Source organism: Jeotgalibaca ciconiae (assembly GCF_003955755.1).
Classification (GTDB): Bacteria; Bacillota; Bacilli; order Lactobacillales; family Aerococcaceae; genus Jeotgalibaca; species Jeotgalibaca ciconiae.
This window is the reverse complement of sequence record NZ_CP034465.1, coordinates 340,937-367,464: the sequence shown is the minus strand read 5'-3', so window position 1 is coordinate 367,464 and position 26,528 is coordinate 340,937. Positions and strand designations below refer to the sequence as shown.

The following is a 26,528-nucleotide window of genomic DNA, read 5'->3' as shown; positions in this document are numbered from 1 at the left end:
GTTACCAATATGAATCCAATCGTAAAACTAATATTAAAGCTACTCTCTTCACCTAAAATTGACATGCAGGAAGACTATGTTTGGGTACGCAAACTACAAAATATTTTTGCTGCAAAACCTAAAAATAATTATCGAGTGTTTGATCGAAGTATCTATTCAGAAGATGGTTCTCACAGCATTCCTATAAGAGTATTTCATCCAAAAGAAAGAAAAAGTGATGATATCCTGTTGTTCTTTCATGGAGGAGGCTGGGTGTTGGGGAATAACGATACCTATACCAAAGATTGTATGAAAATGGCTGAGTCAACGGGTAGAACAGTACTATCGGTTGATTATCGAAAAGCTCCGGAATATCCATTTCCAGCAGGTTTCGAAGATTGCTATCGAGTGGTAGACATTTTAACGAATAACTTAGAATTGACAGGTCTAACAGATGCAAAAAAACTGAGTTTAATCGGGAATTCTGCTGGTGGAAACCTTGTAGCTGCAGTTTGCTTGAGACTGCGTGATGAAGGAAAAACATTACCCGGGAAACAGATTCTGATAAATCCAGTTACTTACTGGGATCATACAGAACAAGCTCCCTTTGAAAGTATTTATGTAAATGGATTTGATTATGGCCTAACCTCCAAAAAGATGCAAGAATATATGGAAATGTATGAACCGGATGAAGCTTTACGAAAATCCCCGTATATCTCGCCTTTAATGGCTGCAGATTTTAGCGATTTACCTGACGCACTTATTATCACGTCTGAATTCGATCCCTTACGTGATGAAGGAGAGGCTTATGGAGTAAAATTAAAAGAAGCTGGTACTTATACAAGAGTTTTTCAAGCGCAAGAAACGGTGCATGATTATCTTACTGGACCAAGTGTGAATGGAATCGTCTCAAAAACATACAAACTCATCAAAGAATTCTTAGATGAAAGCTTAAAAGGAAGTGAATATATTGGAAAGCAGAATGATGCGCCATAGAAAAAAATGGGTTCGTTTAGATAATGCATCTAATATTTTTTTAGCAGCAATGTCTCCAAAAGATACCAAAGTTTTCCGTTTTAGTGCAGAAATTTCTGATACAGTGGATTCGGAGTTGCTTCAAAAAGCACTAAATAAGGTGTACGATCAATATTTACTTTATCACAGTGTTCTAAGAAGAGGTGTGTTTTGGTATTACTTAGAGGAAAGCGATTTAAGGCCGGTAGTAAAATTAGATACCAATCCGAGCTGTGAAGCACTCTATCATTTTGATCGAAAAGAATTGTTATTTCGGGTTATTTACTGGAAGAAAAGAATTAGTTTGGAAGTCTTTCATGTACTGTCAGATGGAACCGGAGCGTTATGGTTTTTTCAAGATTTATTGCGAGAATACACATTGTTAAAAAATGAAGAAATTGAAGTAGTGGAAGACATTAAACGCACCGAACATTCCTATCAGCAATTAGCAGAAGATAGTTTTGCGAGACACTTTCGCAAAAAAGAGAATCGTAATTTTGGGAAAGCTGCTGAGTCTGCCGTCCAATCTCTTAATGAAATTGGAAAGAAAGCTGGCTCATCCGTAACGAAATATGGTAAAAAAGCCTTTAGTATTTTTATGCCGGTTGCTGATAAAACGGAGAAGAATACAAGGGTTTATCAAGTGACAGGCACTTATACACCTGATAATCGACCAAGAATCATTGAATTAGAATTGCCGGTTAAAGATCTATTGAAATTATCAAAAGACTGCAACAGCACTTTGACAATATATCTAACAGCTCTCTTTATTGAAGCAATTCGAAAAACTGCAAAGAACTTTAAGGGGACCGAGACAATTGCAGTCTCAGTGCCTGTTAATTTGAGGCAGTTTTTCCCGTCTAATACAGCTCGTAATTTCTTTTCAACAATTCGTTTGGAATACACATATCAACTTGATAAAGAAAATTCAATGGATGAAATATGTAAAGAACTAAAAGAGCAGCTTGAAGCGCAATTAAGTAAGGAAAATTTGGAAGAATGGTTAACCAGATTAATTGCCTTTGAATATCACCCCATCGGGAGGCTGGTTATACGCCCTATAAAAGATTTAGTACTAAAAGGAATTAACAAGAGAAACAACCGTAATTTGACTATCGCAATTTCAAATTTAGGAAGAGTTAATTTTCCGGAATATGTAGATCCTTATATAAATCAAGTATATTTCCATACAATTGCAGTGCGCCCACAGTTTTGTGCAATCAGCCATGGCGATATTTTGACGATTTCTTTTTCAAGTCCTTATGTTGAAACGGATATTCAACAAGCTTATGTGACGATGCTGACTGAAAAAGAAATACCAGTGACGATTTCTGCAAATAAAGTTACCCAAGAAGAATTGGGAGGTGAAGGAATTTGAGACATTGTGATCATTGTAATGTCGATATTAAAGGAGATTGGAAAACCTGCCCGCTTTGTAAGCAAAAATTAGACGAAGAAAAAAAAGCAAGCGCCAGCCCATATCCAGACGTTCCATTAAAATTCAACAAGCAGAAAGGAACGAAGATATTATCACTGGTTTCAATTTTGCTAGTATTTGCTTCTTATCCGATTGCATTGATTTGGCGAGGAGAATTTGGAGGCTTACAAGGTGCTTTTATTGGTGTGGTAACAATGTGGCTTGTTTCTTTAATATTAATCAGGAAACGTAGAAATATTGCAAAGAGTATCTTGTATCTCTTGATTTTCTTATCTTTAGTCTGTGTTTACTTAGATTATTTAATGGGGTGGACAGCATGGTCAACGACATATGCGGTACCAATCATTTGTGGTTCTGCGACTGTGGGAATGTTTTTGACGGTTCAATTTGTAAAAATAAAAACAGGAGATTATATATTGTATTTATTTGCTGCAGGTATCTTAGGGCTTGTGCCAGCTCTATTCTTACTTTTAAAATGGGTAAATAACGTTATCCCTGCCTGGAGTTCAATCTCATTGAGCTGTATCATGCTAGGTTTAATCATCATCTTCCAAGGAAAAGAAATAAAGAAAGAGTTACAAAAACGATTGTTTATATAAGAAAAAAATAAACCGAGGATAGCCACTAGAGCAGCAACTTTGTATTGCCAAGCTAAACGCTCAATACAATTCCTAAAGTTCAAATTCAAATCATTATAAGATAGAAACGGGCTATGATATGATAAATATAAACATAGTGAGAGGAGTTGGAGGTTTTGAAGAAATTAGTTTGGCTTACTGCATTATTTTTACTCGTAGGATGCACAGATAGTGGTGATAGCGAGAGTTCAAGTGAAGTAGTAGATACATCTACTGAAGTATCTTCAGAAACGATAGAAAGTGTTTCTTCGGAAAGTAGTAGTGAAGTTGCAAGTAGTGAGGAGTCTAGAGGAACTGGTGGAACCAGTGAATCGGGTGTTGACAATGGAGGCGAAGAGGGTCAAAGTCTCACTCTTTACGTACCAGATACGCTTCGTCAAGATGAAGGTACTGAAATTTACAATGACGTTATTTCAGTAGCGAATGAATTTACCGAAACGAATGCTAACTTAGGTGAAGTTGGATTGTTCACTTTAAGTTACACGGGTTACTATATTGAAAGAGAAGATGGTGGTTTACAAGCTTTCTTCATGGGAATCAATCGTATTGGAGAGCCCTTGAAGAACCTTTCTTTCAACCTTAATTTTGTTGTAGGCGGGACGCCAGTGTGGGACAATATGAAGTTTACATTGGACGAGAGTGAATTCGGAGAACACCCAAATAATACAGCAATGCCTGTCTTTTTGGATGTGCCAGCTGGCAACGAAGAGTTATTAATGAATGCAACACCAGAAGAAACAAATATTGAAATCACTGATTTACAAGTTAACTAGAACAAAAATGAAGTGGGGAAACCCACTTTTTTTGTTGCATTGAATTATATAAGCTTTCTTTGTAGACTAGGGGATTATAAGTTCAGCCATCAATGTCTAGCTTCCAAGTCCTGACCTAGTGAAAAAAAGATAAATTTGCCCCATTGCGCGCTTCGCTGCTCGCTAACGCATATCATTCGACTAACCCGCTGAAGCGTGAAGTCTCCTGACAATTCAGGGTCAAATTTCCTATTTTTTCATAGGTCAAGGCGGACTTGTCCGCTTTTCTTACTTCATTATTTGTCCCGCTTATTTAATAGCTGATTAAGTTATTCTTAATTACTATAGGGAAAGATAGAGAGTCCTGACAGAAAAAGGTATACTAATAGCAAGAAAATGTTAGTAGAGGAGTTTGAGACCATGAGGAATGAAGTTGCTATTGTGACGGGTGCTAGCTCTGGAATTGGTCGAGAGATAGCAATTCAGTTAAGCAGACGCGGTTATGATGTCGTGCTTGTTGCTCGCAGGTTAGATCGATTAGAGCAATTAGCAAAAGAATTGCCCACTAAATCTAAAATTATTGTAGCAGATTTAGAGGATTTAGAAGACTGCTATTCTTTATATGAGCAAACCAAGCAATTAAATTGTACAATTTTAATAAATTCAGCTGGTTTCGGGGCATTTGGAAGTTACACAGAGATACCGTTAGAAAAAGAATTATCGATGATTGATGTTAACATCAAGTCTGTACATGTGCTAACAAAATTATTTCTAGCTAATTTTAAAAAGAGAAATAAAGGCTATATTTTGAATGTCTCATCGGTTGCGGGGGTAATGCCAGCGGGGCCTTATATGGCAGCTTACTACGCAAGTAAGGCGTATGTCACCAGTCTGAGCTCTGCTGTTAGTCAAGAACTAGCGGAAGAAAAGAGCGATGTTTATGTTGGTTCACTTTGTCCAGGACCGGTAAACACGGAGTTCAATCAAGTTGCCGGAGCAGCATTTAGCCTTAAAAGCATTGATGCTCGTACTTGTGCGGTTTATGGAGTAAACCAAATGTTCAAAAAAAATTCGTTAATTATTCCAGGTGCGTCTATTAAAGCAGCTGCGATATTGGCGAAGATTGCTCCTAGAAAACTTGTTATAAAAATTGCCGGGCAACAACAAAAGAAAAAACAAGGTTAATGAATTACTTAGGGGTATAGGGGGAAAATATGGAGAAAGTATATATTGTGGGAGCAAAGCGCACACCAATCGGTTCGTTTTTAGGCTCTTTAAAAGATTTGTCAGCAGGTGAATTGGGAAGTTTTGCAATTAAGGCTGCTCTAGAAGAAAGTAATATCAAAGCCAGTGACGTGGATGAAGTATTGATGGGAAATGTTTTACCCGCTGGACAAGGACAAGGTGTAGCTCGACAAGCTTCTGTTAAAGCGGGGCTTCCAGTGACCATTCCCGCTACTGCTTTAAATATTGCATGTGGCAGTGGCATGAAGGCGGTCATGGATGCTTATTCAAATATCCGCGCCGAAGAAGCCAGTGTAGTCGTTGCTGGAGGGGTTGAATCGATGAGCCAAGCACCCCATCTAATTCCGGAAAAGAATCGGACAGGCCATAAGATGGGGAATTTTGAAGTGATTGATCATATGCTGCATGATGGTTTAACAGATGCTTTTGAAGGATATCATATGGGAATAACAGCAGAAAACATCGTGAAAAAGTATAATATTTCTCGTGAAGCTCAAGACCAATTTGCTTTGGAATCTCAACAAAAAGCAATTGACGCAGTTGATTCCGGGAAATTTGTGGATGAAATCGTGCCAGTTGAAATCGTCTCGAGGAAAGGTATCGTTGTTGTAGAACAAGATGAGTACCCGAATCGAACGACGAATTTAGAAAAATTAGAAAAATTAAGACCAGCATTTTTAAAAGAGGGTAGCGTGACAGCTGGAAACTCATCCGGAATAAACGATGGCGCGAGTGCCACAATTGTTGTAAGTGGAAGCTATTTAAAAGAAAATAATATCCATCCTTTAGTTGAAATAGTAGCTGTTGCTCAAGCCGGCGTGGATCCAGCTTTGATGGGACTAGGGCCGACGCCCGCCATAAAAAAAGTATTGGAGAAAGCGAAGCTTACTTTTAACGATATTGATGTAATGGAATTAAACGAAGCTTTTGCGGCTCAAAGTTTAGGAGTTATACAAGAGCTAACAGAAGAATTCAATGTTGAAAAAGAATCATTGATGGAAAAATTGAATTTAAATGGCGGAGCCATTGCACTCGGACATCCAATAGGAGCAAGCGGGAATCGTATTTTAGTTACTTTGATTCACATCATGAAGAAAAAACAGTTAAAATATGGTTTAGCTAGCTTGTGTGTGGGTGGAGGAATGGGTACAGCCATTGTTATTCGTAATATGGATCTCTAAAAAAGTAATTCTATAAAAATAAAACATGTTGACATTTTAATGTTAATCTAATATGATTTTAATCAACAGCTGAATAGTACAGTCGCGATGATGAGATAAGTAAATAAGGATGTTTAGTTAGAGAGCTTGTGTTTGGTGAAAACAAGTTAAACAGAATTATTGAAAATGGTCTTTGAGCAGAAGTAATTCGAGCAAAATTGCAAGAGTTATTCGGGGACTCCCGTTACAGAGTATGAGTATCATTCTTTTTAGAACGTACTCTGTGAGGTAATGCTAGTGATAGCATTACGAATAAAGGTGGTACCATGATTAAAGCTTTCATCCTTTACGTTTTTTCGTAAAGGATGAAAGCTTTTTGTATATAGACTACTAATAAACTGGGGGAAATAATCATGACTAACGAATACAAGTTTGAAACAAAAGCAATCCATGCTGGACAAGAAGTAGACCCAACAACTGGAGCACGCGCATTACCTATTTATCAAACAACATCTTTTGTATTTGAAGATACGCAAGATGGCGCGGATAAATTTGCCCTTGCAAAAGGCGGCAATATCTATACGCGATTAATGAATCCAACTTCGGGTGCTTTTGAAGCTCGTGTTACGGAGCTTGAAGGGGGTTCTGTAGGGTTAGCAGTCGCATCGGGAATGGCTGCCATCACGTATGCGATTTTGACCCTTGCACATAACGGTGATCATGTTGTTTCTACCTCTAGCTTATATGGCGGCACACATACTCTATTTACCCATACTTTTAAAAATTACGGAGTGGATGTCAGCATTGTAAACACGAAAGACTTACAAAATGTTGAAAATGCTATTCAGGAAAATACAAAAGCAATCTTTATTGAGACAATAGGAAATCCAGAAGGAAATGTGGAAGATATTGAAGCACTAGCTGATATTGCTCACAAAAATGGGATACCTTTAATTGTTGATAACACCTTTGCGACTCCCTATTTATGCCGGCCAATTGAATTTGGAGCGGATATCATTGTTCATTCTGCTACGAAATTTATTGGCGGACATGGAACAAGTATTGGCGGTGTAATAGTTGAAAGTGGGAAATTTGATTGGAAACAAAATGATAAGTTCAAAGGATTGAGCGAACCGGATGATTCTTACCATGGAATGATTTTTGCAGATGTTTTTGGTCCTGGTGCATTTGTTACGAAAATCCGTACTTCTTTATTAAGAGACACAGGTGCTGCCATCTCTCCGTTTAATTCTTTCTTGTTAGCGCAGGGGTTGGAGTCTTTGCCTGTAAGAATGGATCGTCATATCGAGAATGCTCAAAAGGTTGCTGAGTATCTAAACAACCATGAAAAAATTGAATGGGTTGATTTTGCAGGATTGCCTGATAATCCTTATTATGAATTGAAAAACAAGTATCTGCCAAAAGGAGCAGGGGCGATTTTTACCTTTGGAGTGAAGGGCGGCTACGAAGCTGGAATCAAGTTTATTGAAGCGTTGGAATTATTTTCACTGTTGGCAAATGTTGGTGATGCAAAATCACTCGTTGTACATCCAGCCTCAATGACCCATAGTCAATTAACGGAAAAAGAGCTTGCTTTGGGTGGTGTGAAGCCAGAAACCATTCGTGTTTCAATTGGCCTGGAACATATCGATGACATTATTGCAGATCTAGAAAAAGGTTTAGGAGTGATTTAAGATGCCTCTTATTGTAGCAAAAGGACTTCCTGCTATTGTTCCATTGACAAGCGAGGGGATTGAGTTCTCTGACGATTTGCCTCGATGTTCGAAGTATTTAAAAGTTTTGATACTTAATTTGATGCCGACGAAAGAGGATACAGAGCGCCAGCTACTGCGATTACTAGGAGATACCGAGGTGCCCATACAAGTTGAGTTTATTTACTTAACTTCTCGTGAAAGCAAGAATGTCACGAAAAAACATTTGGAAGAATTTTACAAAACTTTTCCTCAAATAAAAGATCAGCACTTTGATGGTTTAGTCATTACAGGTGCTCCTGTCGAGCATCTTTCATTTGAGGAAGTTGCTTACAACGAAGAATTAAAAGAGATTCTACAATGGTCACAGCAGCATGCTGCATATCGTTTTTTCATTTGTTGGGGCGCGCAGTTTGCATTGAACTACTATTATCAAATCGAGAAAAAAAAATTACCTCAAAAATTATTTGGCGTTTTTGAGTATCAAATACAAAATAAGCAACATCCTTATTTGAAAGGGTTCCCTGAACAGTATACGGTTCCCCAATCTCGCCATACTCGCATTGATTATCAGGAACTCTGCAAAATAGATGATTTGCAAGTTTTGTCGTGCCATCAAGAGTATGGTCCAGATATGATTGTAAAAAATGATAAACGAGATTTATTTGTTTTTGGTCACTTAGAATACGAAAGAGACACCTTACAAAATGAATATAATCGAGATATAGCTAAAGGAGAAGATATTTCTATGCCAGAAAATTACTACTGCGATGAGAAAACTAAAATGGATCCAATTTTAAACTGGCGATGTAGTAGCAGGCTGCTATGGTCTAATTGGATAAAAGAACTATATCAAAAAAAAGGTTAAGATAATAAAGAGCCTCTAAAGTTGAATGTATTCAGCTTCAGAGGCTCTTTTTCAGCGTCAAGAATGGAAATGATGCTGAAAAAATGCTATAATTTCATATGTTACGCAAAAAAAGATTAGACATATACATATTAATTATGAAAGGAGATTACCCAATGGTAAGGAATGAAAATCTTGAATTAGAAAAAGAACAAAGCCGTATGGATCATGTAGTCTCTGTTATTGATAAAGAAATAGAAAGACTTGCATACGAGTATACGGAAAAGTTAGAAAGACAAAAAGAACTTCTGAAAGAATCATCGTCTATTAAAATAAATAATAGCTCGAATGAAGCAATGTGGGAATCTTCAGGAGAACTTCGAGAATTTGAACAGAATTTAGTAATCAAAAGTAACGAATTGAATCAAGTACAAAATCGAAGAGCCGTACTTGAAAAAATGCAGGAAGATCCATATTTTGGTCGAATTGATTATCATAATGTGAATGAAAAAGAAGAAGAACAAATTTATGTAGGGATTGGTTCCCTTTTTGATAAAGAAGAGAACTTGATTGTCGATTGGCGTGCTCCTATTTCTGCATTGTATTATGAGGGAAATGTGGGAGATAGGGTAAAGCTTCGCTTCGGAGAACATATAGAAGCCTTTGAAGTGGATTTAAAAAGACAATTTCGAGTGAGAAATGCTACCATAACAGGAATGATTGATACAGACAATGTTATGGGAGATCCTTATTTACTTGAAGTATTAGAGTCTAGTTCTTCCAACCTAATGGGGCCGGTAATTGCGACACTTCAAAAAGAACAAAATAGAATTGTACGTGAGTCTACATCTAAAAACGTCCTTATTCAAGGGGTAGCGGGCTCGGGTAAAACAGTCGTAATGATGCAGAAAATTGCTTATTTACTCTATGCTTACCGCAATTTTTTAAAGGCAGAGGATATTCTACTTTTCTCGCCGAATCGAATTTTCCAAGCATATATTTCTCAGGTACTGCCGTCTCTAGGTGAATGGGATGTAGCAGGGAATACGTTCTCGCAGTTTATTACTAGAAGGCTTCCCTCATTTTCGTTGAAGCGGTCAGATGTAGGAGCAGCATCTTCATACGGAGCTGTAAAAGGAAGCTTGCCATTTTACGATGCTTTGCAACGCTATAGTCGTTTGCTTAAGAAAAAACATCTCAAATTCCGTGATATTGTTTTACACGACGAAGTACTGATCTCAAAAGAAGAAATCGAATATTACTATGAAACCATCCATAGTCAAGGTTCACTAGCGGCTAAATTAGAGATTTTGAGGGTTCAACTTCTTCAAAAGCTAGAAATATTAAAAGAAGAAGCAGTGGATGCAGAATGGGTAGACGAAGAACTGCAACATTTATCGGCAGCAAGTATGCATCAATTTGAAAGACAGACGCATGATATTACAAAGATGGAAGGAAATATCCGAAAAGAAATTGTTGCGAAAGCTTTCCTGACGGTCGAAAAGAAAATTAACAGTCAAAGTCATATACGTTTTTTAGCTCAGTACATTCATTTTTTAAGAGTCATTCCTCAGTTAATTAACTTAGAAGAATTTAATGTCAGCAAGGATGATTGGCAAGAACATGTAAAAGAAGTAGTTGAAATGCTAAAAGAAAAAGAGTTTTCAATGGAAGATATGACGGCCTACTATGCATTATTGCTCCAGATGAAAGGAATTATGCAGCAGAATTCTTATCAGTACATCTGTATTGATGAAATCCAAGATATCACTCCATTCCAGTTAAAACTGCTAAAAGACCTTTATCCAAGAGCGAAATATGTGATGGCTGGCGATTTAAATCAAAATATTTGGCAAAATCGTTTAAGTAATCAAGAATTACATCAGATTTTCAAAGAAGAGGAAATTGAGAGTCATTTATTACTCACAAGTTATCGCTCTACAAGAGAAATAATGGCGTTTGCTGATCAATTTGCTAGCTTGCCGGAACGAACAGCAAAACCAATTCGTTCAAGGGAAAAGCCAGCTGTATTTTACGCGAATCAGACTGATTTTTCAGAAAAAATAAGACAAACCATTCTTTCTAGAATCGAGAAGGGGGAAAGAATTGCGTTCCTGTCACCGACCATTAAGGGTGCAGAATCCTTTGCTTCTTATCTAGATGACTGGAACATCGATTACCAAAAAATATATGATGAAAATGATTTCTTGAACAAACAAGTAATTTTGATGCCGATTAGTTTGGCAAAAGGATTAGAATTTGATGTAGCAATAGGATTAGGTACGGATGAAATCTTAAAAGGACTTTCAAAAGAAAGTTACCAACAAATTTGGTACACAATCTTTAGTCGTGCGATGCACCAATTATATTTGGTCGTTTCAAACGAACAAACGGAACTATTAAAAGGAATTGATCCATCTACTTATTTGCATGGACAGGAAACTATTGAAGTTGAGGGTGGGAGCAGCAATCTGAATAAGTAATTCGGATTGCTTTTTCTTTCCATTAGGAATGCCAGAAATTGCTGCAATGTTAACCAGCAAGATAGGAGGAAAGGATGCAAAATAGCAGAGTAGTATCTTACGGTTCAATTGAAGGTGTGCCGATTCATTTAACTTTGTATCTTGCAGAGACGAACAGGAAAAATAAAACGATTTTATATCTGCATGGCGGGGGATTTGTTTATGGAACGGCAGACGACCTTCCAGAAACTTATTTGAAGCAGCTATTGGAGGCTGGGTATGACTTTGTTACTTTGGAATATCCCCTAGCCCCAGAGGTAAAATTAGATGTAATGATACAGAAAATAATAGAAGGAATAGACTGGTTTCTCCTGCATTATTCTGATGAGCTGAGTTTAAATTCAAACGAATATATTTTGTTCGGACGTTCAGCAGGAGCGTACTTATCTGTTCAAGTTACTCAACGAATGAGGCAGAAACCTCAAGCTTTGCTGTTGCTTTATGGCTTTCATACCTTACAAGAAGCTAGTTTCCGAGTACCAAGTCGCCATTACCTTACGTTTCCAAAGGTTGAGGACCGTCTTGTAAAGGGAATAACCAAAGGAAAGCCGGTTGTAAACGGGCTCAAAGAAACACGCTTTGCAATATATATTCATTATCGTCAAGCAGGAAATTGGATAAAGGAAATACTGAATTCTGAAGACAAGCCATCGAACTACACACTTTCCAATTCAGAATTAAGCCAGCTGCCTCCTGCATTTCTAGCTGCCAGCAATGGAGACCCAGATGTTCCTTATCGGATTTCAAAAAAAATGGCTGAAACCATTCCTGGTGCATTTCTGGAGACAATCGTTTCTGATGAACATGATTTTGATCGGACGACAACTGATGCAATTGGCAAGGAAGTATACACAAAAATAATAGATTGGCTAGAAAATTTGTGAATTTAGCAGTGTATGACAAAAAGCAATCCGAAAAGTAAAAACTTCTCGGATTGCTTTTTTATTGATGCTTTCCTATTTCTTAGACTTTTATAGAAAAAGACTTTCAAGTATGACTTTGAGTCTGAACATCTTTATTTTCAAAAAATAAAGATGTTCAATAGAGAATTTAGCGGTGAAGATCTTTATTCTAAAAAAATAAAGACCTTCAGGCAGGAAAATGAGCTTGAAAATCTTTATTTCCCGCCGTTTATTATAGCTTCTTACAAATGAAATTTATTTTTAAAAATAGGTCCAATTATACGAAACAGGATAACAGAAGTAAGTGCGCCGACAGCGCCCTGCAATAAATTCATTGGAAATGCAGCAATTGCAGCAGGTAATCCATATAAAAACCAATCCGCAAAAATATAGCCAACCGCCATCCAGAACGCAGCCAGAGCTACCGAAAGTGTAATTTTTTGCGTCTTGTTAAATAACCATCCGGCAAAGAAGCCTTCCAAGCCTTTAACAAAAAAAGTAAAAGGAATATACATTGCATAACCAGCAATCATATCAGCTAAAGCACTCCCGATACTGCCTACCCAAAAACCAGCGCCAGGTCCCATTACTAAAGCGGCCAGTAATACTACAGCATCTCCAATATTTAGATATCCCTGTGCGTAGGGAATGGGGAAGTGAAAGAGCAGCGTCATTACAACGGTTAATGAGGCAAATAAAGCGAAAAGAACAATACGATGTGTTTTTTTGTTATTGTTATCCATAAATTCAACCACCTTTAGAAACTTTTCAACTATTATAGCATGCTTTGAATGCGACACACTGATTATTTTTACTAGCAATCCTATGTAAAGGCTTTCTTGAATATGTCCCAAGTAACGATATCCTGAATTTCTATCGAACCAATATAGACTTGACTCCCTTTTCTAAAAAATAGAGAGCAGAGGATAAAAACATTTGGTACAATGAAACTTGTAGGATTATTTTACAAACAATAGGCGGGAGGAAAATGATGCGTCAACCACGAGTGTTAGTGATACAAGATATATCCGCCAGTTGTCGGATTTCGTTAAATGTTGCGGTTCCGGTTTTAAGTTGCTTAAATAACGGAGTAAATGTACTGCCAACTGCCTTATTGAGTACTCACACAGGTGTCGGTTTTTCAGATTATACCTTTTTGAATTTAACTTCTGAAATAAAAAAAATACTAACACATTGGAAGAAATTAAAAATATCTTTTGATGGTATCTTGATTGGTTATTTGGGTTCAACAGAACAAATTGAATTAATCCAATATATTATTAAAGAGTTTTTAAAGCCAGGTGGATTAACGGTATTAGATCCTGTTTTGGGGGATCATGGATTTTTATATGCTGGCTTTGATGATGAATATGTGGAGGAAATTCGCAAGCTCTGTCGGGAAGTTTCCGTGATAATCCCCAACCTTACTGAAACAAGCTTTTTACTTCAGCGAAGCTATCATCCCGGTCCCTATACAGAAAAAGAAGTAAAAGATTATTTAAAAGAATTAGCATCTCTTAACCGGGGAATTGTTATATTGACAGGAGTTCGGTTTGATGAAAAGAATGTGGGTGCAGCAAGCTATCATCATGAAACAAAGGAATATGCTTACGCGGCAGGGCCTCATCATGAAGGGCATTTTGACGGAACGGGAGATTTATTCAGCAGCGTAGTAGCTGGCTTTCTTTTTCAGGAAAAGTCATTACAGTTAGCAACAGAAACAGCAGTAGAATATGTAAATCGTGTGATTGTTCGTACATTGGATAGTGGTATTGACTTGAAATATGGCGTGCAATTTGAAACTGATTTACCCTTTTTGATGGAACAATTGTATCAATGAATCAATTTAAGGAGTGAAGTCATTGGATCCAAGAGTCGTTCTACATCAAATGCTCGTATTGATGCTCATTTTGGTCGTTGGTTATATTGTTGCTAAGACAGGAGTATTAGAAAAGCATGCAAACTTAAATTTTGCAACATTGATCAATTATGTGACTGTACCGGCATTAATTATTTCTTCTACATCTGGAGCAGCTAAGGTAGGGTCAAAGTTTGATAGTATATTTGTTTTGATCATGGCCGTTTTTTCCTATGTGCTGTTCATCGGATTGGCACTTATTACGCCAAAAATATTTAAGGTTCAGCCAGATGAAGAAGGAATTATTCAATTTTTAACGGTTTTTGCCAATAATGGTTTTATGGGTTTCCCGGTTGTTCAAGCAATTTTTGGAACAGGAGCTTTATTTTATGCATCTATTTACAATATTCCAAATAATCTACTCCTTTATTCCATTGGAATTTATATGATTACAAAAGGGAAACGATTAAATACAATTAGTTGGCGAGTGATTTTAACAAATCCAGCAACGATTGCATCTGTATTAGCATTGTTCTTTTTCTTTTTTGATATTCAGCTGCCAAGTATCCTTACTCAGGCCACTGAGAGTTTAGGAAATATTACTTCGCCTCTCGCTATGTTTCTCATAGGTTCTTCTATGGCAGATATTGATTTATTAGCAGCAATAAGAAACGTGAAGTTGTATCTTTTTGCAGTATTTAGAATGTTATTGATTCCGATATTGCTTTGGTTCGTATTACGTAATTTTATTTCAAATGAAATGATCTTAGGTGTGTTAATCGTGATTGCTGCTATGCCGGGGCCCACGATGGCAGTTACTTTATCGACGCAATATAGTGGAAACACAAAACTTGCTACTGGATATGTATTTCTATCAACGGTTATATCTGTTTTAACCATTCCTTTAATAAGTATTTTATTTCGATAAATGAACTGGAGGAGGACATACAAATGAAAATTAAAAACATAGCTATCGTCGGCTTAGGAGCTCTTGGAATCATGTATGCGAATCATTTTAGCAAAAAAATCGGCAAAGAAAATGTCCGCATCGTTGTAAATGAAAATCGAAAAAAGAAATACGAAGAAGAAGGTATTTTTGCAAATCGCCAGAAATGTTCTTTTTATTATGTTGAAGAGAATGAAAAAACAGAGCCAGCTGATTTGATATTATTTTGCGTGAAAGGAACTAGCTTGCAGAGTGGATTAGAAACTGCTCGTAATCAAATCGGACCAAAAACAATCATTATTTCTGTCTTGAATGGAATTTCTAGTGAGGAAGTCCTGGCTGATGCATTTGGGAAAGAGAATATCATCCATTGTGTTTCTCAAGGAATGGATGCTGTCCGGGTGGACAACCAGTTAAATTATACGCGAATGGGAGAACTGCGTATCGGGATTGATCAGCTGTCTAAACAAGAACAACTAGAGGCAGTCAGCAGATTTTTTGATCAAACTGAATTTCCTTACACAATAGAACAAGATATTCAACATCGGATTTGGAAAAAGTTTATGATGAATGTAGGTATTAATCAAGTACTTATGGTGACAGAAGGAAGCTACGGAGATGTTCAAAAGGAAGGCTCCAGTCGAGAGTTAATGATTCAAGCGATGCAGGAAGTCATGCCGATTGCCCAAGCGGAAGGAATCAATTTGACCGAACAAGATTTACAAGATAATTTAGAGTTATTAGAAACACTTTCTCCAGAAAATATGCCATCCATGCGACAAGATGGTATCGCAAAACGTTATTCGGAAGTGGAGCTATTCGCCGGAACTGTTCTTGCTAAGGCAAAAATTCACAAAATAGAAGCGCCGACGAACCAATCTTTATACCAAAAAATCAAAGAAATCGAAGCAGCTTATTCTTAAAAGATAAAGGCAGGAGAGACGCAAATGGAAACACAAGAAATGAAACATCGTAATGAAGTAGCTGAAAATTTAACATGGGATTTAACAGCACTGTTTGCAACAAGAGAAGCGTTTGATCAAGCGATTGAAAAATTACAAACTTTAGTTACTGCGTTTGAAAAGAAATATGCAGAAAAGCTAACAAATAAAGAAATAATATTGAAGTCTTTAAAAGACTATGAAGAAATTTTAGAATTATACTCTTTAACAAATCAGTATGCATTTCTACCAGAAACAACTGATTTAACAAATCCAGAAAACACACAGTTGTCTCGCAAAATGAGTATTACCAGTGCTAACTTATCAGCCTCACTCTCGTTTTTCCAATCAGAAATTACAGAAGTATCGGATGAAATATTAGATGATATTGCAAAAGAAGCACCTGAATACAATTCTTTTATTCGAATCATAAAAGCAAACAAAAAGATTCAATTAGATCCTGCTGTTGAAAAAGCCTTGGCACAATTGTCACCAACTTTAAACGCGCCAAGTGATATCTACGAACAAGCACGACTAGCTGATATGGATTTTGGCACGTTTACTGTCGATGGAAAAGAATATCCATTGAGCTTTGTTTTGTATGAAGACCACTATATGTATCATACAGATACAAGCATACGTCGAGCTGCTTTTGATAAATTTTCCAGTGTTTTGAAGAAATATGAAAATGTTGTTGCAGCCGCTTACTATACAAAACTTCAAACAGAAAAAACCATTGCTACTATGCGAGGATTTGATTCTATTTTTGACTATTTACTATACGATCAAGAAGTTGATCGTGATTTGTACAATCGTCAAATTGATGTAATCATGTCTGACTTGGCACCGGTCATGCAAAAATATGTGACACATTTAAAAGAAGTACAAGCTTTGGATAAAGTAACTTACGCAGACTTAAAAATCGATTTGGATCCTGAATATTCTCCAACCGTTACAATTGAAGAATCACAGAAAATGGTTGAAGAAGCAATTTCTGTTTTAGGAGAAGAATACACCGAGATGATCATGAAAGCTTATCCTGAACGCTGGGTTGACTTTGCTCAAAATAAAGGGAAGTCAACAGGTGGTTTCTGTAGCAGCTCTCTAGGCGAAAAAGCCCATCCCTATATTTTGATGTCTTGGACCAATCACTTAAGTAATGTGTATACATTGATTCATGAATTAGGGCATGCCGGACAATCAATCCTTGCCAATAAGCACAATTCTATTTTAGATGAAGGACCGTCTCTTTACTTAATTGAAGCTCCTTCTACGTTCAATGAATTATTATTAACTGATTCTTTAACAGCAAAAACGGAAGATCCACGAATGGAACGTTTTGCGTTAACTAAAATGCTGACAGATACCTATTTCCATAATTTTGTAACACACCTTTTAGAAGCTGCTTATCAGAGAGAAGTATATAAATTGGTAGATCAAGGAATGAGCTTTGATGCGCAAAAATTAAGCGAAATTAAGAGAAGAGTATTGGAAGATTTTTGGGGAGATGCTGTAGAAATCAATCCAGGTGCAGAACTAACATGGATGAGGCAAATCCACTATTATATGGGATTGTATTCTTATACCTATTCCGCAGGTTTGACAATTGCAACACAAGCATTTCTGAAGATAAAAGAAGAAGGGCAAGCAGCTACGAATCGTTGGATGGAATTTTTGAAAACAGGTGGACGCTTTATTCCCGTTGATGCAGCAAAAATTGCCGGCGTTGATATTACAACGGATAAACCATTAAAAGATACTATTCAATACCTAGATGATGCTGTAAATAGAATCAAAGAATTATCAAAAGAACTGCAAAAATAAAAAGTTACTTGACAGATTGAGTGAGATAACATAGTATTTAACATTAATAAGAGATGTGTTTTTGAATTAAGAATAAATGAGAAAAAGTGTTGACATTTTTCCTAGAATTCACTAAAATACATTCATATTTAAAACTAAATAAAAAACAATCTATGATAAAGAGAGTAGATTAGAATCATTTCTTAAAGCGAGATGGGGCAGAGTGGAAGCCTATCAGAAAACTCTAATTGAACCGCACTTTATCGATGAAAAAGTGAACAATCAGTAGCTTTTTCCGCAAATCAGGCGTTACTATAATGAGGTGGATGTGTCTTTGAACATGTCAACTAGAGTGGTACCGCGGACTCAATTTAACTTTGATCCGTCTCTTGCATGTATGTACATATATGTGAGAGACGGTTTTTTTGTATTTATATTTAATAAAAAAGGAGTTTTATATCATGTCGATGGATTTTTTTCAGACATATTTGCCGCTTTATTTTCGAGGTACAGCTTATACAATCGCGTTATCTTTTATAGCAATTATATTGGGGGTTCTTCTAGGGTCATTATTGGCAATAATGAAAATGTCAAAAAACCCACTCCTTAGTATGCCTGCCAAAGCATATATCCAAGTGGTTCGAGGAACACCATTACTCGTACAATTATTTATTATTTATTATGGATTGTATGTGATTAATATTGAGTTGCCCGACTTTATGTCAGGCGTCATTACGATCGCTTTAAATTCAGCAGCCTACATCGCTGAAATAATCCGCGCAGGTATTCAAGCAGTGGACAAAGGACAAATGGAAGCAGCACGCTCGATTGGTATGAATCATAATTTGGCAATGCGACAGATTATTTATCCGCAAGCATTGAAGAATATCTTGCCAGCTTTAGGAAATGAATTTGTTACACTAATGAAAGAGTCAGCAATTATTTCCGTAGTAGGGATGCGCGATTTAATGTTTAATGCGCAAGTAGTTGCTGGAGCCACTTATATGCCATTCATGCCATATGTTGTTGCAGCAGCCTTCTATTTCGTATTAACAACATTTGCCAGTAAACTAGTAGAATTATTTGAAAGAAGGTTAAAGCAAAGTGATTAAAACAACAAAATTAACCAAATCATTTGGAGAGAAAGAAGTACTAAAAGGAATTGACGAAGAAATTAAAGATGGAGAAGTAGTCGTCGTAATTGGGCCTTCTGGATCTGGTAAAAGTACATTTCTACGCTGTTTAAATTTGCTAGAAATACCAACATCGGGAGAAGTACTATTCAATAATCAAATAATTAATAAAAAAGGGGTTAATATTGACGAAATACGTACGAAAATGGGAATGGTTTTCCAGAATTTTAATTTATTCCCGCATTTAACTGTATTAGAAAACATTACTATCGGTCCGATTCAAATAAAGAAGACATCACAAGAAGAAGCAAAAAAAATTGCGACTGATTTATTACAAAGCATGGGCCTTCTCGATAAGGCTGATGCCTATCCAAATTCTTTGTCAGGCGGTCAAAAGCAAAGAATCGCTATTGCGAGGGCACTGGCTATGCAACCAGAAATGATGTTATTTGATGAACCGACTTCTGCGCTTGATCCAGAGATGGTAGGAGAAGTGCTGCAAGTTATGCGTAATCTTGCCGTGAATGGTATGACGATGGTAGTTGTTACTCATGAAATGGGATTTGCTAGAGAAGTGGGCGATCGAATTCTTTTCATGGATGAAGGTGTGATTGTTGAAAAAGGCACACCAAAGCAAATCTTTGATCAGCCGCAAAATGAACGAACAAAGAACTTCTTATCAAAAGTTTTATAAAATAAAATGGGGAAAATGGGAGGAAATAAGATGAAAAAAAATTGGGTAAAAGGTTTAGTAGGTTTGGTAAGTATTGCAATGTTAGCAGCCTGCGGGGCAGATACTAATTCGGCTACCGATTCTTCAGCAATAAGCGGTGAAGAATCAACTTCTGATAAGCTGGCTGATATTCAAGAAAGAGGAAAACTAATTATTGCAACGACTGCAGATTATCCGCCTTATGAATGGCACTTGGTAAAAGATGGAAAAGATGAGATTGTTGGTTTTGATATTGATATTGCTAAAGCAATTGCAGACGAACTAGGCGTTGATTTAGAAGTAAAAGATATGGACTTCGATGGGTTGATCCCAGCACTATCTACGGGGAAAGTTGATTTAGTTATTGCAGGCATGAATCCAACTCCAAAAAGAGAAGAAAGCGTTGATTTTACAGATATCTATATTTCAACTCAAGACGTTGTTTTGATTAGAGAAGAGGATGCTGAAAAATTCACATCACCAGAATCATTAAGTGATGCAAAATGGGCAACACAAAAATCAACCATTCAAGAAGATTTCTTGAAAGAAGAGTATGCTGATGCTTATTTACAATCGGTTGGTAAATGGGGAACTGCGATCCTTTCATTAAATACTGGAAAAGTAGATGCAATCTTAATGGTTGAAACAGTTGCTAATCAGTATGCAAAACAAAATGACAACCTAGTGATTGCAGATTTTGATATTGAAAGTGAACCAAATGAAGCTGCAATTGCTGTTCAAAAAGGAAATGAAGATTTTCTTGAAACGGTTAATGGTATTTTAAACGAATTACAAGAATCAGGAGCAGTAGATCAACTCATTCTAGACAATGTACAATTAATGGAAGAAAATACAACAGAAGAATAAGAAAAGGAAATAAATTCTTTTCCTTTATATAAAATACAAAAAAGTAGCTGATAAACCAGCTACTTTTTTGTGTTTTATTTAAGTCGCTCATCATATCGTGCACGCTCGCCGCCGATGGATTTAGGACGAGTGCGTGCTGCTGAAAGGATTGCGCCGCCGATTTTATTCACTGATAGGCGAACGGGAACAACTACTGGAACCATGTGCATACCGATAAAGGTTTGACCAATATCAAGTCCAGCTTTTGCTTGAACTTCTTCGACAAGTACAGGATGTTCAAATCCCTTGTACGCAGCAGTTGCAAAACTTCCGCCTGCATCAAGATGAGGAACCGCATTAACAATTGGATAGCGTTCAGCTTTCGCAATTTTTTTGTCAATCACTAGAGCACGGTTTAAATGTTCACAGCATTGGGCCGCTAAAACAAGTTGATGTTGACGCAATACTTTGTTTGCAGTATCAAAGATAACTTCCCCAACTTCCTTGCTGCCAGCGGTGCCAATTTTTTCACTAATGACTTCGCTTGATGAACAACCAAGTACTACAATATCTCCATCTTCTAATTTTGCTACTGCAATTAATTCACGAATTGCATTTTCAACTTGGATTCTTATTTCTTCTAACATTTTAAAACTCCTTTATAAAATAAAACGAATCAGACAATTCACCATCTCTGTCTATTATCTTACAAAAATTAGCTTTTGTCATTCCTTCAGGCTTTTTATTTTTTTTCGCGAATATTACCAATCGCCTCTGTGATTGCTGCAAAGATCCCAAAACCAATTCCAACGATTGGAAAGACTACCCAAGCAGAATCCCAGTTGTTATGAATAAACCCTTGATAAAGAAAGTAAAGGGTAGCCAGTGGGAAAACAATAGAGGAAACAGTTTCTGTTATTTTGTTCGTTTTCATGTGGATTCGGGTATGTTCACCCATGCTTAGTACTTTTTCATAAGTATCTTTTTGTATTCCAAAGAAAACAAAAAGAAAAACACCTGTTGCAATAAAACTCATTAATAAAGCTACTCCTAAAAAATTGTCTTCTCCAAGAAGAATGAGAGATAGCAATAAAAAAACAGGGCCAAGAATACAGAGTACAACCCCAGCCGCAATGGCGTAGGTGAAGCGCGGTTTAAATAACTGATATTCCTGTTTGATTTGTGAGTAGAAGTAAGGATCCACTTCTAATAATTTATTTTTATATGGAAAATTTGTCTCTCTCATACCAAAGATAATAAAAAGAGCTACTGCAATGGCAACGGTAATGAGCAAAATAACCACTCCTAATATATTGCCGATATCATCTTGTAAGGATGGAAAAAGAGAATTGAAAATTTGCATCGTCAGAAATAGAAGTGGTACAGAAATAATACACATAAATGTACCTAGCGAGATGCCAAATGCATATTGATTTCGGTGCAACATAAATGCTTCGACTTCTGAATTATCTAATTGTATAGTGTCAGGATCGATTGTTTCTTCATTTTTGCTTAACCGATACTCTTCAACAATTTCATCTATGTTCCCAAATTCTGATAAGACTGTTCCTATCGCTTCATTTTCGCTTACGCCTTGGCCTTTTAAATCTTGGTATTTATCTTCCATATTATGCAGCATGTCAGCTTTTAATTGTTCCATTTCAGATGTTCTGGGAAGGTTTATAAAAACTGATTCAACATAATTAAAAATGGTATCCATAATGACTCCTCCTTTAAGTGTTACTCCTGTGTAATAAAATTTTCGATTAATTGTTTTGTTTCTTGCCATTCTGCAATCTTTTCTCTATATACAGCATTTCCCAAAGCGGTAATTCTATAATAAGTTCTCGGTTTGCCGAATGTTTCTGTTGAAGCATACGAGTGAATGAGTTCTTTTTTTTCTAAACGGGCAAAAGCAGAATAAAGAGTGGTTTCCTTCATGATATAAGTTCCTTGAGAAATCTCTTTAATCGTGCTCGAAATTTGATAGCCATAAGAATCGTTTTTACTCAAAATAGATAAAATTAATAAATCATTGAAACCTCTCATGACATCACTACTGATCATCTCCTCACCTCTTTTTTACTTCATCTGTCGTAGTAACTTTACTATAGCATGATTACTACGACAGGTAAAGTAAAAAGATATAAGTTATTATACTAATAGTAATCGCTTTAATGAGAAGAAACTAATGAAAAAAATGAATTGTTCGTGTATAAGCTGTTTACTTTTTGGAAATAAGACTTATAATAGGTTTAAATAACTTAAAAGCATAAAACACAAAAATAAAAATACGGAATGTTCGTAAATAGGAGGAAATGATGGAGAGCAAGCTTGAAAAAAGAGTGGGAATACTGAAAGATGAACAGGAAGAAATTTTATCGAATGAAGATGAATTATTATATGGGGTTGAAGACAGCCCTGATTTGATCACTACAAGTGTTCTCGGTTTTCAAAATGTTATTACGGCCTTTGGTGGTTTGGTAGCTGTTCCTTTAGTGATTGCAGGTATGGCAGGATTTGGTGTTGCAGACACTGCTTATCTTGTGAGTGCGGGCCTTTTGGTATCAGGTATTGTTTCAATTATCCAATCAAAAGGTATTGGTCCAAAAGGATTTCGTGTTGGCGGCGGCTTGCCAACTATCATGGGAACGGACTTTGCTTTTGTTGGACCTGCAGCTTCTGTCATTGCTACAGGCGGCATCGCTGCATACTTTGGCGGTACTATGTTAGCATCGTTATTAGAGATTATCATGAGCTATTTTATTAAACCTTTGATGAAATATTTTCCACCTGTTGTAACTGGATCGGTTATTTCTCTAATGGGGATGACACTGATGTCTGTAGCAATGGATTGGGCTGCAGGCGGTGTAGGAGCTGCTAATTATGGTTCTCCTTTGAATATCGGAATTGCTGTTTTTGTGTTTTTGATTATTGCCGTTGTGAATCATTATGCTGGTAAAAAAGTTGCTCCCTTATCTGTTTTAATCGGAGCAGTTGTAGGATACATTGTGTGTATTCCGCTAGGCATGGTTGATTTTCAACAAGTAACAGATGCTGCATGGTTTGCGTTTCCACAAATTTTTAAATATGGGATATCATTCAAACTGGAATATGCATTGCCGTTTGTAACAGGTTATTTAGTAACTGTTATTGAAACAGTAGGGGTTATGCAAACATTGGGGCAAGTGACAAAGACTGAATTGAAAGATGAAGACATCGCTGCTGGTGTTCGTGCAGATGGCGTAGGATCATTTATCGGTCCAATTCTAGGTTCTGGTCCTGCAGCTACATTCAGCCAAAATGCTGGCTTGATTCCAATGACAAAAAATGCTTCTAGAAAAGTTGCCATTGCTGCGGGCTTCATTATGATTTTGATGAGCTTGTTCCCTAAGTTTGCCACTTTGGTTTCAATCATGCCAATGCCTGTTTTAGGCGGTGCAGGACTGTTGATGTTTGGTAACGTTGCTGCGGCTGGGATTCAGTCTTTATCACGAGTGAAGTTCAATAATCGTAATATGATTATTGTTGCTGCTTCATTGGCAGTTGGCTTAGGTGTTTCTTTCCGTCCGGAAGTAACTGCAGGCTTGCCAACGTTCTTGAGTGGACTGTTCTCTTCAGGAATTTCTGCCGGAACAATTGTTGCTCTATTAATGAATATTATTTTAAAAGAAAAAGAAGTAGTAGAACAAACAGCTTAATCAGTTAAAGAAAAAATGCTCTTCAACCCTGCTGGCAGCAGAAGAAGAGCATTTTATTTTGGATCTAAAAAGTGAATAAGCAACTGCTGAAATTTCTCAGAATCTTCAATGGTAAATGGTTTTGGTCCTTTCGTTCGCTTGCCGCTTTTTCTTATTTGGGCGCTTAGGTAACGTGATTCAAGTAACTGATCGATATTAGCGCTCGTGTATTGGAACCCTTTGTGATGTAAAACAATGCATCCTTTTCCTAAAGCTAAGGATGCAAGACCATAATCTTGAGTAATGAGAATATCTCCCTTATCAGCAAGCTGCATGATACGATAATCAGCAGCTTCCTTAGCTGAATCGACATAGATGGTTTCAACATTTTTAGGTAGCATTTTATTTGAAAAATGAGCAAAACTAGCAACTAAGGTAACAGGAAGGGCTCTTTTTTCCGATTCTTTAAAAACAATTTGTTTTACAGGAGAAGCATCTCCATCAATAATAATTTTCATAGTCATCATCCTCTCTCTATCCAGTCTATCAAAAAATGAAGGAGAAAGCTTTCGAATCGTAAAATATCGTTAAGTTTTAAAAGAAATTCTTGTTTTATCTTTTGAAACAACATACTATTACTAATGTAAACAACAAAGGTTTTGTAAATGAATCAATAAAGGAGAAAGTTATGAAAATCGGAATTGATAAAATTGGTTTCTATACCCCTCCCATATATGTAGATATGAATGAATTAGCACATGCTCGTGGAGACGAGCCTGAAAAATATATAATCGGTATCGGTCAAAGTCAAATGGCTGTCAGTCCGCTTAGCCAAGATATCGTTTCGATGGCAGCAAATGCAGCTCTTCAAATTTTAGATAAAGATGATTTAGAAACGATTGACTTAGTGATTGTAGGAACTGAGAGTGGTTTTGATGCTTCAAAATCAACGGCAGTCTATGTTCATAACTTATTGGGGATTCAGCCAAATGCTCGCTCAATGGAGATTAAACATGCATGCTATGGCGCAACAGCTGGGATCCAGATGGCGAAAGGACATGTTGCCTTGAATCCGGATCGTAAAGCACTGGTTATTGCGACAGATGTAGCCCGCTATGGATTAGCAACAGGTGGAGAAGTTACTCAAGGAGCAGGAGCGGTGGCACTTTTAATCAGCGCAAATCCTCGTTTGTTGAGCTTAGAGTCTGACTCTGCTTATTTATCTAAAGATATTATGGATTTTTGGCGTCCTACTTATTCAGAGTATGCGATGGTGGACGGAAAATACTCAAATGAACAATACATTTCATTTTTCTTGGAAACATGGAATCTTTTCAAAGAAAAGACAGATTATAGAATGGAAGATATCGATGCATTTTGCTTCCACTTACCTTATACAAAAATGGGTCTGAAAGCACTAAGAGAAATCCTTGGAGAAACATCAGAAGAAAAACAAACGATTCTCAAAGAACGGTTCCAAGCAAGTACGCTTTACAGTCGTAATGTAGGGAATATTTATACAGGTTCCTTGTATTTGAGCTTGTTATCCTTATTGGAGAACCAAGCACAGTTGCAGCCTGGGGATCGAATTGCTTTGTTTAGTTATGGTTCCGGAGCAGTAGGGGAATTCTTCACAGGTATTTTAGAAGAAAACTACGAAGATCAATTATTAATTGAGAGCAACCAGCAAACTTTTTCGTCAAGAAAAGAAATAAGTGTAGGAGAATACGAAAGAGTTTTCTCACAACAACTACCTCAAGACGGCAGTGAAGTTGTCATTGCCACCAATGAAGATCCTTCCAAGATTTGTCTTGCAGGCATAAAAGAACATAAGCGATATTATATCGTAAAATAAATGAACCATAAAAACGAGAAATTTAGGATTGTCATCCTATTTTTCTCGTTTTTTAGCTCGATCATTTATGGTGTTGCTGCTTTAAAAGAAATTTCTTTTTGGAATGACAAATTGTCGAAACTCTAGCTTCAGTAAGCGTAGTTTTAGAAAGTTAGAGAGGATAGGTTGAATGAAATCATTCTCAAACTATAAAAAATAATAGTTCCTACAGCACATTTCTTGCAATCGCTATCACAAGTGTTATGCTGAAGAAAAATAAACTAGGAGGAAGTTTTATGAATATACGTGAGCTAGTTTTGAAAAAAGAGCAACAACGAAGTACTGCGATTTTGTCGAAATTAGAACGGGCTTTAGGGAGAGAGTTTCGAGAGGAAGAAGTTATCGAAATTCTATTGAATGCTTATGACAATGTTTCTGGACAAGCGGCGGATCATATGGCAGTGCACCTCGGTCTTGATCACATTTTAAAAAAGGAAGAAATGGACCGGATTTATGCATTTGAGGCAGAGGTAGAACAAAAAGACGAATAGCGAGTCATTAGGCTC

The 26,528-nt window shown here is 36.7% G+C and carries 25 protein-coding genes and 2 other annotated features; of the genes, 20 read left to right on the top strand and 5 right to left on the bottom strand.

The window, feature by feature from the left end; all coding sequences use genetic code 11:
* The first annotated feature begins 9 nt into the window (after positions 1-9).
* The 10 genes from EJN90_RS01740 (at position 10) to EJN90_RS01695 (ending at position 12,191) form a co-directional block, all read left to right on the top strand.
* Positions 10-975, top strand: coding sequence for an alpha/beta hydrolase (locus tag EJN90_RS01740; protein WP_227872549.1), 966 nt, complete (start codon positions 10-12; stop codon positions 973-975).
* Positions 950-2,371, top strand: coding sequence for a condensation domain-containing protein (locus EJN90_RS01735; protein WP_227872548.1), 1,422 nt, complete (start codon positions 950-952; stop codon positions 2,369-2,371). The genes EJN90_RS01740 and EJN90_RS01735 overlap by 26 nt, the downstream gene beginning before the upstream one ends.
* On the top strand, positions 2,368-3,030 hold the full coding sequence (locus tag EJN90_RS01730) for a DUF6320 domain-containing protein (protein WP_126108584.1): 663 nt from the start codon (positions 2,368-2,370) through the stop codon (positions 3,028-3,030). Before EJN90_RS01735 ends, EJN90_RS01730 begins: the two co-directional genes overlap by 4 nt.
* Positions 3,031-3,185: 155 nt before the next feature.
* Positions 3,186-3,842, top strand: coding sequence for a hypothetical protein (locus EJN90_RS01725; RefSeq protein WP_126108583.1), 657 nt, complete (start codon positions 3,186-3,188; stop codon positions 3,840-3,842).
* 399 nt (positions 3,843-4,241) lie between these two features.
* A complete protein-coding gene (locus tag EJN90_RS01720; RefSeq protein ID WP_126108582.1) occupies positions 4,242-5,006 on the top strand; it encodes an SDR family NAD(P)-dependent oxidoreductase in 765 nt (254 codons plus the stop codon).
* A gap of 29 nt (positions 5,007-5,035) precedes the next feature.
* Complete coding sequence (locus EJN90_RS01715) at positions 5,036-6,247, top strand: acetyl-CoA C-acetyltransferase (protein ID WP_126108581.1); 1,212 nt, start codon at positions 5,036-5,038, stop codon at positions 6,245-6,247.
* 78 nt (positions 6,248-6,325) lie between these two features.
* Positions 6,326-6,576 (top strand) — a binding site (T-box leader).
* A 63-nt stretch (positions 6,577-6,639) separates the two neighbouring features.
* Entirely contained in the window at positions 6,640-7,920 is a 1,281-nt protein-coding gene (locus EJN90_RS01710) for an O-acetylhomoserine aminocarboxypropyltransferase/cysteine synthase family protein (protein WP_126108580.1), read from the top strand.
* A gap of 1 nt (position 7,921) precedes the next feature.
* The gene (locus tag EJN90_RS01705; protein WP_126108579.1) at positions 7,922-8,806 is read left to right on the top strand and encodes a homoserine O-succinyltransferase; all 885 of its coding nucleotides are present in this window, start codon (positions 7,922-7,924) and stop codon (positions 8,804-8,806) included.
* 155 nt (positions 8,807-8,961) lie between these two features.
* Entirely contained in the window at positions 8,962-11,268 is a 2,307-nt protein-coding gene (helD, locus tag EJN90_RS01700) for an RNA polymerase recycling motor HelD (RefSeq protein ID WP_164543968.1), read from the top strand.
* A gap of 74 nt (positions 11,269-11,342) precedes the next feature.
* Positions 11,343-12,191 (top strand): alpha/beta hydrolase, encoded by an 849-nt coding sequence (locus EJN90_RS01695; protein ID WP_126108577.1) that lies wholly within the window; start codon positions 11,343-11,345, stop codon positions 12,189-12,191.
* Between the two features lie 260 nt (positions 12,192-12,451).
* On the opposite strand, the gene EJN90_RS01690 is transcribed toward EJN90_RS01695, so the two are convergent.
* Positions 12,452-12,952: an ECF transporter S component gene (locus tag EJN90_RS01690; RefSeq protein ID WP_126108576.1), complete on the bottom strand. Its 501-nt coding sequence runs from the start codon at positions 12,950-12,952 to the stop codon at positions 12,452-12,454.
* A 245-nt stretch (positions 12,953-13,197) separates the two neighbouring features.
* Between EJN90_RS01690 and EJN90_RS01685 the strand changes: the two genes are divergently transcribed.
* The 7 genes from EJN90_RS01685 to EJN90_RS01655 all read left to right on the top strand — a co-directional run bounded on the left by EJN90_RS01685 (position 13,198) and on the right by EJN90_RS01655 (position 20,469).
* A complete protein-coding gene (locus tag EJN90_RS01685) occupies positions 13,198-14,049 on the top strand; it encodes a pyridoxamine kinase (RefSeq protein ID WP_227872547.1) in 852 nt (283 codons plus the stop codon).
* A gap of 22 nt (positions 14,050-14,071) precedes the next feature.
* Positions 14,072-14,995, top strand: coding sequence for an AEC family transporter (locus EJN90_RS01680; RefSeq protein WP_126108575.1), 924 nt, complete (start codon positions 14,072-14,074; stop codon positions 14,993-14,995).
* Positions 14,996-15,018: 23 nt separating this feature from the next.
* Positions 15,019-15,936 carry a ketopantoate reductase family protein gene (locus EJN90_RS01675; protein ID WP_126108574.1) on the top strand — a complete coding sequence of 306 codons (918 nt, stop codon included), beginning with the start codon at positions 15,019-15,021 and terminating at the stop codon, positions 15,934-15,936.
* A gap of 24 nt (positions 15,937-15,960) precedes the next feature.
* The gene (gene pepF, locus EJN90_RS01670; protein ID WP_126108573.1) at positions 15,961-17,778 is read left to right on the top strand and encodes an oligoendopeptidase F; all 1,818 of its coding nucleotides are present in this window, start codon (positions 15,961-15,963) and stop codon (positions 17,776-17,778) included.
* A gap of 143 nt (positions 17,779-17,921) precedes the next feature.
* Positions 17,922-18,150: a binding site (T-box leader), on the top strand.
* Positions 18,151-18,218: 68 nt separating this feature from the next.
* Positions 18,219-18,869, top strand: coding sequence for an amino acid ABC transporter permease (locus EJN90_RS01665; protein WP_126108572.1), 651 nt, complete (start codon positions 18,219-18,221; stop codon positions 18,867-18,869).
* A complete protein-coding gene (locus tag EJN90_RS01660) occupies positions 18,862-19,584 on the top strand; it encodes an amino acid ABC transporter ATP-binding protein (protein ID WP_126108571.1) in 723 nt (240 codons plus the stop codon). The genes EJN90_RS01665 and EJN90_RS01660 overlap by 8 nt, the downstream gene beginning before the upstream one ends.
* A 30-nt stretch (positions 19,585-19,614) precedes the next feature.
* Positions 19,615-20,469 carry a transporter substrate-binding domain-containing protein gene (locus tag EJN90_RS01655; protein ID WP_164543967.1) on the top strand — a complete coding sequence of 285 codons (855 nt, stop codon included), beginning with the start codon at positions 19,615-19,617 and terminating at the stop codon, positions 20,467-20,469.
* 74 nt (positions 20,470-20,543) lie between these two features.
* Here EJN90_RS01655 and EJN90_RS01650 read toward each other — a convergent pair whose 3' ends face one another.
* The 3 genes from EJN90_RS01650 to EJN90_RS01640 all read right to left on the bottom strand — a co-directional run bounded on the left by EJN90_RS01650 (position 20,544) and on the right by EJN90_RS01640 (position 22,515).
* Positions 20,544-21,095, bottom strand: a complete 552-nt coding sequence (locus EJN90_RS01650) for a TIGR01440 family protein (protein WP_126108569.1) — start codon at positions 21,093-21,095, stop codon at positions 20,544-20,546.
* Positions 21,096-21,190: 95 nt separating this feature from the next.
* Complete coding sequence (locus EJN90_RS01645; RefSeq protein WP_126108568.1) at positions 21,191-22,168, bottom strand: permease prefix domain 1-containing protein; 978 nt, start codon at positions 22,166-22,168, stop codon at positions 21,191-21,193.
* A 20-nt stretch (positions 22,169-22,188) separates the two neighbouring features.
* Positions 22,189-22,515, bottom strand: coding sequence for a PadR family transcriptional regulator (locus EJN90_RS01640; protein ID WP_126108567.1), 327 nt, complete (start codon positions 22,513-22,515; stop codon positions 22,189-22,191).
* A gap of 254 nt (positions 22,516-22,769) precedes the next feature.
* Here EJN90_RS01640 and EJN90_RS01635 point away from each other — a divergent pair, with 254 nt between their 5' ends.
* A complete protein-coding gene (locus EJN90_RS01635) occupies positions 22,770-24,149 on the top strand; it encodes a uracil-xanthine permease family protein (RefSeq protein ID WP_126108566.1) in 1,380 nt (459 codons plus the stop codon).
* Positions 24,150-24,202: 53 nt separating this feature from the next.
* Here the strand turns inward: EJN90_RS01635 and EJN90_RS01630 are convergent, their stop codons facing one another.
* Positions 24,203-24,646 (bottom strand): YaiI/YqxD family protein, encoded by a 444-nt coding sequence (locus EJN90_RS01630; protein WP_126108565.1) that lies wholly within the window; start codon positions 24,644-24,646, stop codon positions 24,203-24,205.
* A gap of 170 nt (positions 24,647-24,816) precedes the next feature.
* On the opposite strand from EJN90_RS01630, the gene EJN90_RS01625 reads away from it, so the two are divergent.
* The gene (locus tag EJN90_RS01625) at positions 24,817-25,983 is read left to right on the top strand and encodes a hydroxymethylglutaryl-CoA synthase (protein WP_126108564.1); all 1,167 of its coding nucleotides are present in this window, start codon (positions 24,817-24,819) and stop codon (positions 25,981-25,983) included.
* Between the two features lie 275 nt (positions 25,984-26,258).
* Positions 26,259-26,513: a hypothetical protein gene (locus EJN90_RS01620; protein ID WP_126108563.1), complete on the top strand. Its 255-nt coding sequence runs from the start codon at positions 26,259-26,261 to the stop codon at positions 26,511-26,513.
* The last annotated feature ends 15 nt before the right edge of the window (positions 26,514-26,528 follow it).

Bases quoted from the DNA above. Each gene is read 5' to 3' on its own strand.
- EJN90_RS01635 (WP_126108566.1), top strand. From the start codon at position 22,770: ATGGAGAGCAAGCTTGAAAAAAGAGTGGGAATACTGAAAGATGAACAG.
- pepF (WP_126108573.1), top strand. From the start codon at position 15,961: ATGGAAACACAAGAAATGAAACATCGTAATGAAGTAGCTGAAAATTTA.
- EJN90_RS01625 (WP_126108564.1), top strand. From the start codon at position 24,817: ATGAAAATCGGAATTGATAAAATTGGTTTCTATACCCCTCCCATATAT.
- EJN90_RS01710 (WP_126108580.1), top strand. From the start codon at position 6,640: ATGACTAACGAATACAAGTTTGAAACAAAAGCAATCCATGCTGGACAA.
- EJN90_RS01640 (WP_126108567.1), bottom strand. From the start codon at position 22,515: ATGATCAGTAGTGATGTCATGAGAGGTTTCAATGATTTATTAATTTTA.
- EJN90_RS01695 (WP_126108577.1), top strand. From the start codon at position 11,343: ATGCAAAATAGCAGAGTAGTATCTTACGGTTCAATTGAAGGTGTGCCG.
- EJN90_RS01620 (WP_126108563.1), top strand. From the start codon at position 26,259: ATGAATATACGTGAGCTAGTTTTGAAAAAAGAGCAACAACGAAGTACT.
- EJN90_RS01630 (WP_126108565.1), bottom strand. From the start codon at position 24,646: ATGAAAATTATTATTGATGGAGATGCTTCTCCTGTAAAACAAATTGTT.
- EJN90_RS01650 (WP_126108569.1), bottom strand. From the start codon at position 21,095: ATGTTAGAAGAAATAAGAATCCAAGTTGAAAATGCAATTCGTGAATTA.
- EJN90_RS01740 (WP_227872549.1), top strand. From the start codon at position 10: ATGAATCCAATCGTAAAACTAATATTAAAGCTACTCTCTTCACCTAAA.
- EJN90_RS01715 (WP_126108581.1), top strand. From the start codon at position 5,036: ATGGAGAAAGTATATATTGTGGGAGCAAAGCGCACACCAATCGGTTCG.
- EJN90_RS01690 (WP_126108576.1), bottom strand. From the start codon at position 12,952: ATGGATAACAATAACAAAAAAACACATCGTATTGTTCTTTTCGCTTTA.
- helD (WP_164543968.1), top strand. From the start codon at position 8,962: ATGGTAAGGAATGAAAATCTTGAATTAGAAAAAGAACAAAGCCGTATG.
- EJN90_RS01675 (WP_126108574.1), top strand. From the start codon at position 15,019: ATGAAAATTAAAAACATAGCTATCGTCGGCTTAGGAGCTCTTGGAATC.
- EJN90_RS01665 (WP_126108572.1), top strand. From the start codon at position 18,219: ATGTCGATGGATTTTTTTCAGACATATTTGCCGCTTTATTTTCGAGGT.
- EJN90_RS01655 (WP_164543967.1), top strand. From the start codon at position 19,615: ATGAAAAAAAATTGGGTAAAAGGTTTAGTAGGTTTGGTAAGTATTGCA.
- EJN90_RS01720 (WP_126108582.1), top strand. From the start codon at position 4,242: ATGAGGAATGAAGTTGCTATTGTGACGGGTGCTAGCTCTGGAATTGGT.
- EJN90_RS01685 (WP_227872547.1), top strand. From the start codon at position 13,198: ATGATGCGTCAACCACGAGTGTTAGTGATACAAGATATATCCGCCAGT.
- EJN90_RS01705 (WP_126108579.1), top strand. From the start codon at position 7,922: ATGCCTCTTATTGTAGCAAAAGGACTTCCTGCTATTGTTCCATTGACA.
- EJN90_RS01645 (WP_126108568.1), bottom strand. From the start codon at position 22,168: ATGGATACCATTTTTAATTATGTTGAATCAGTTTTTATAAACCTTCCC.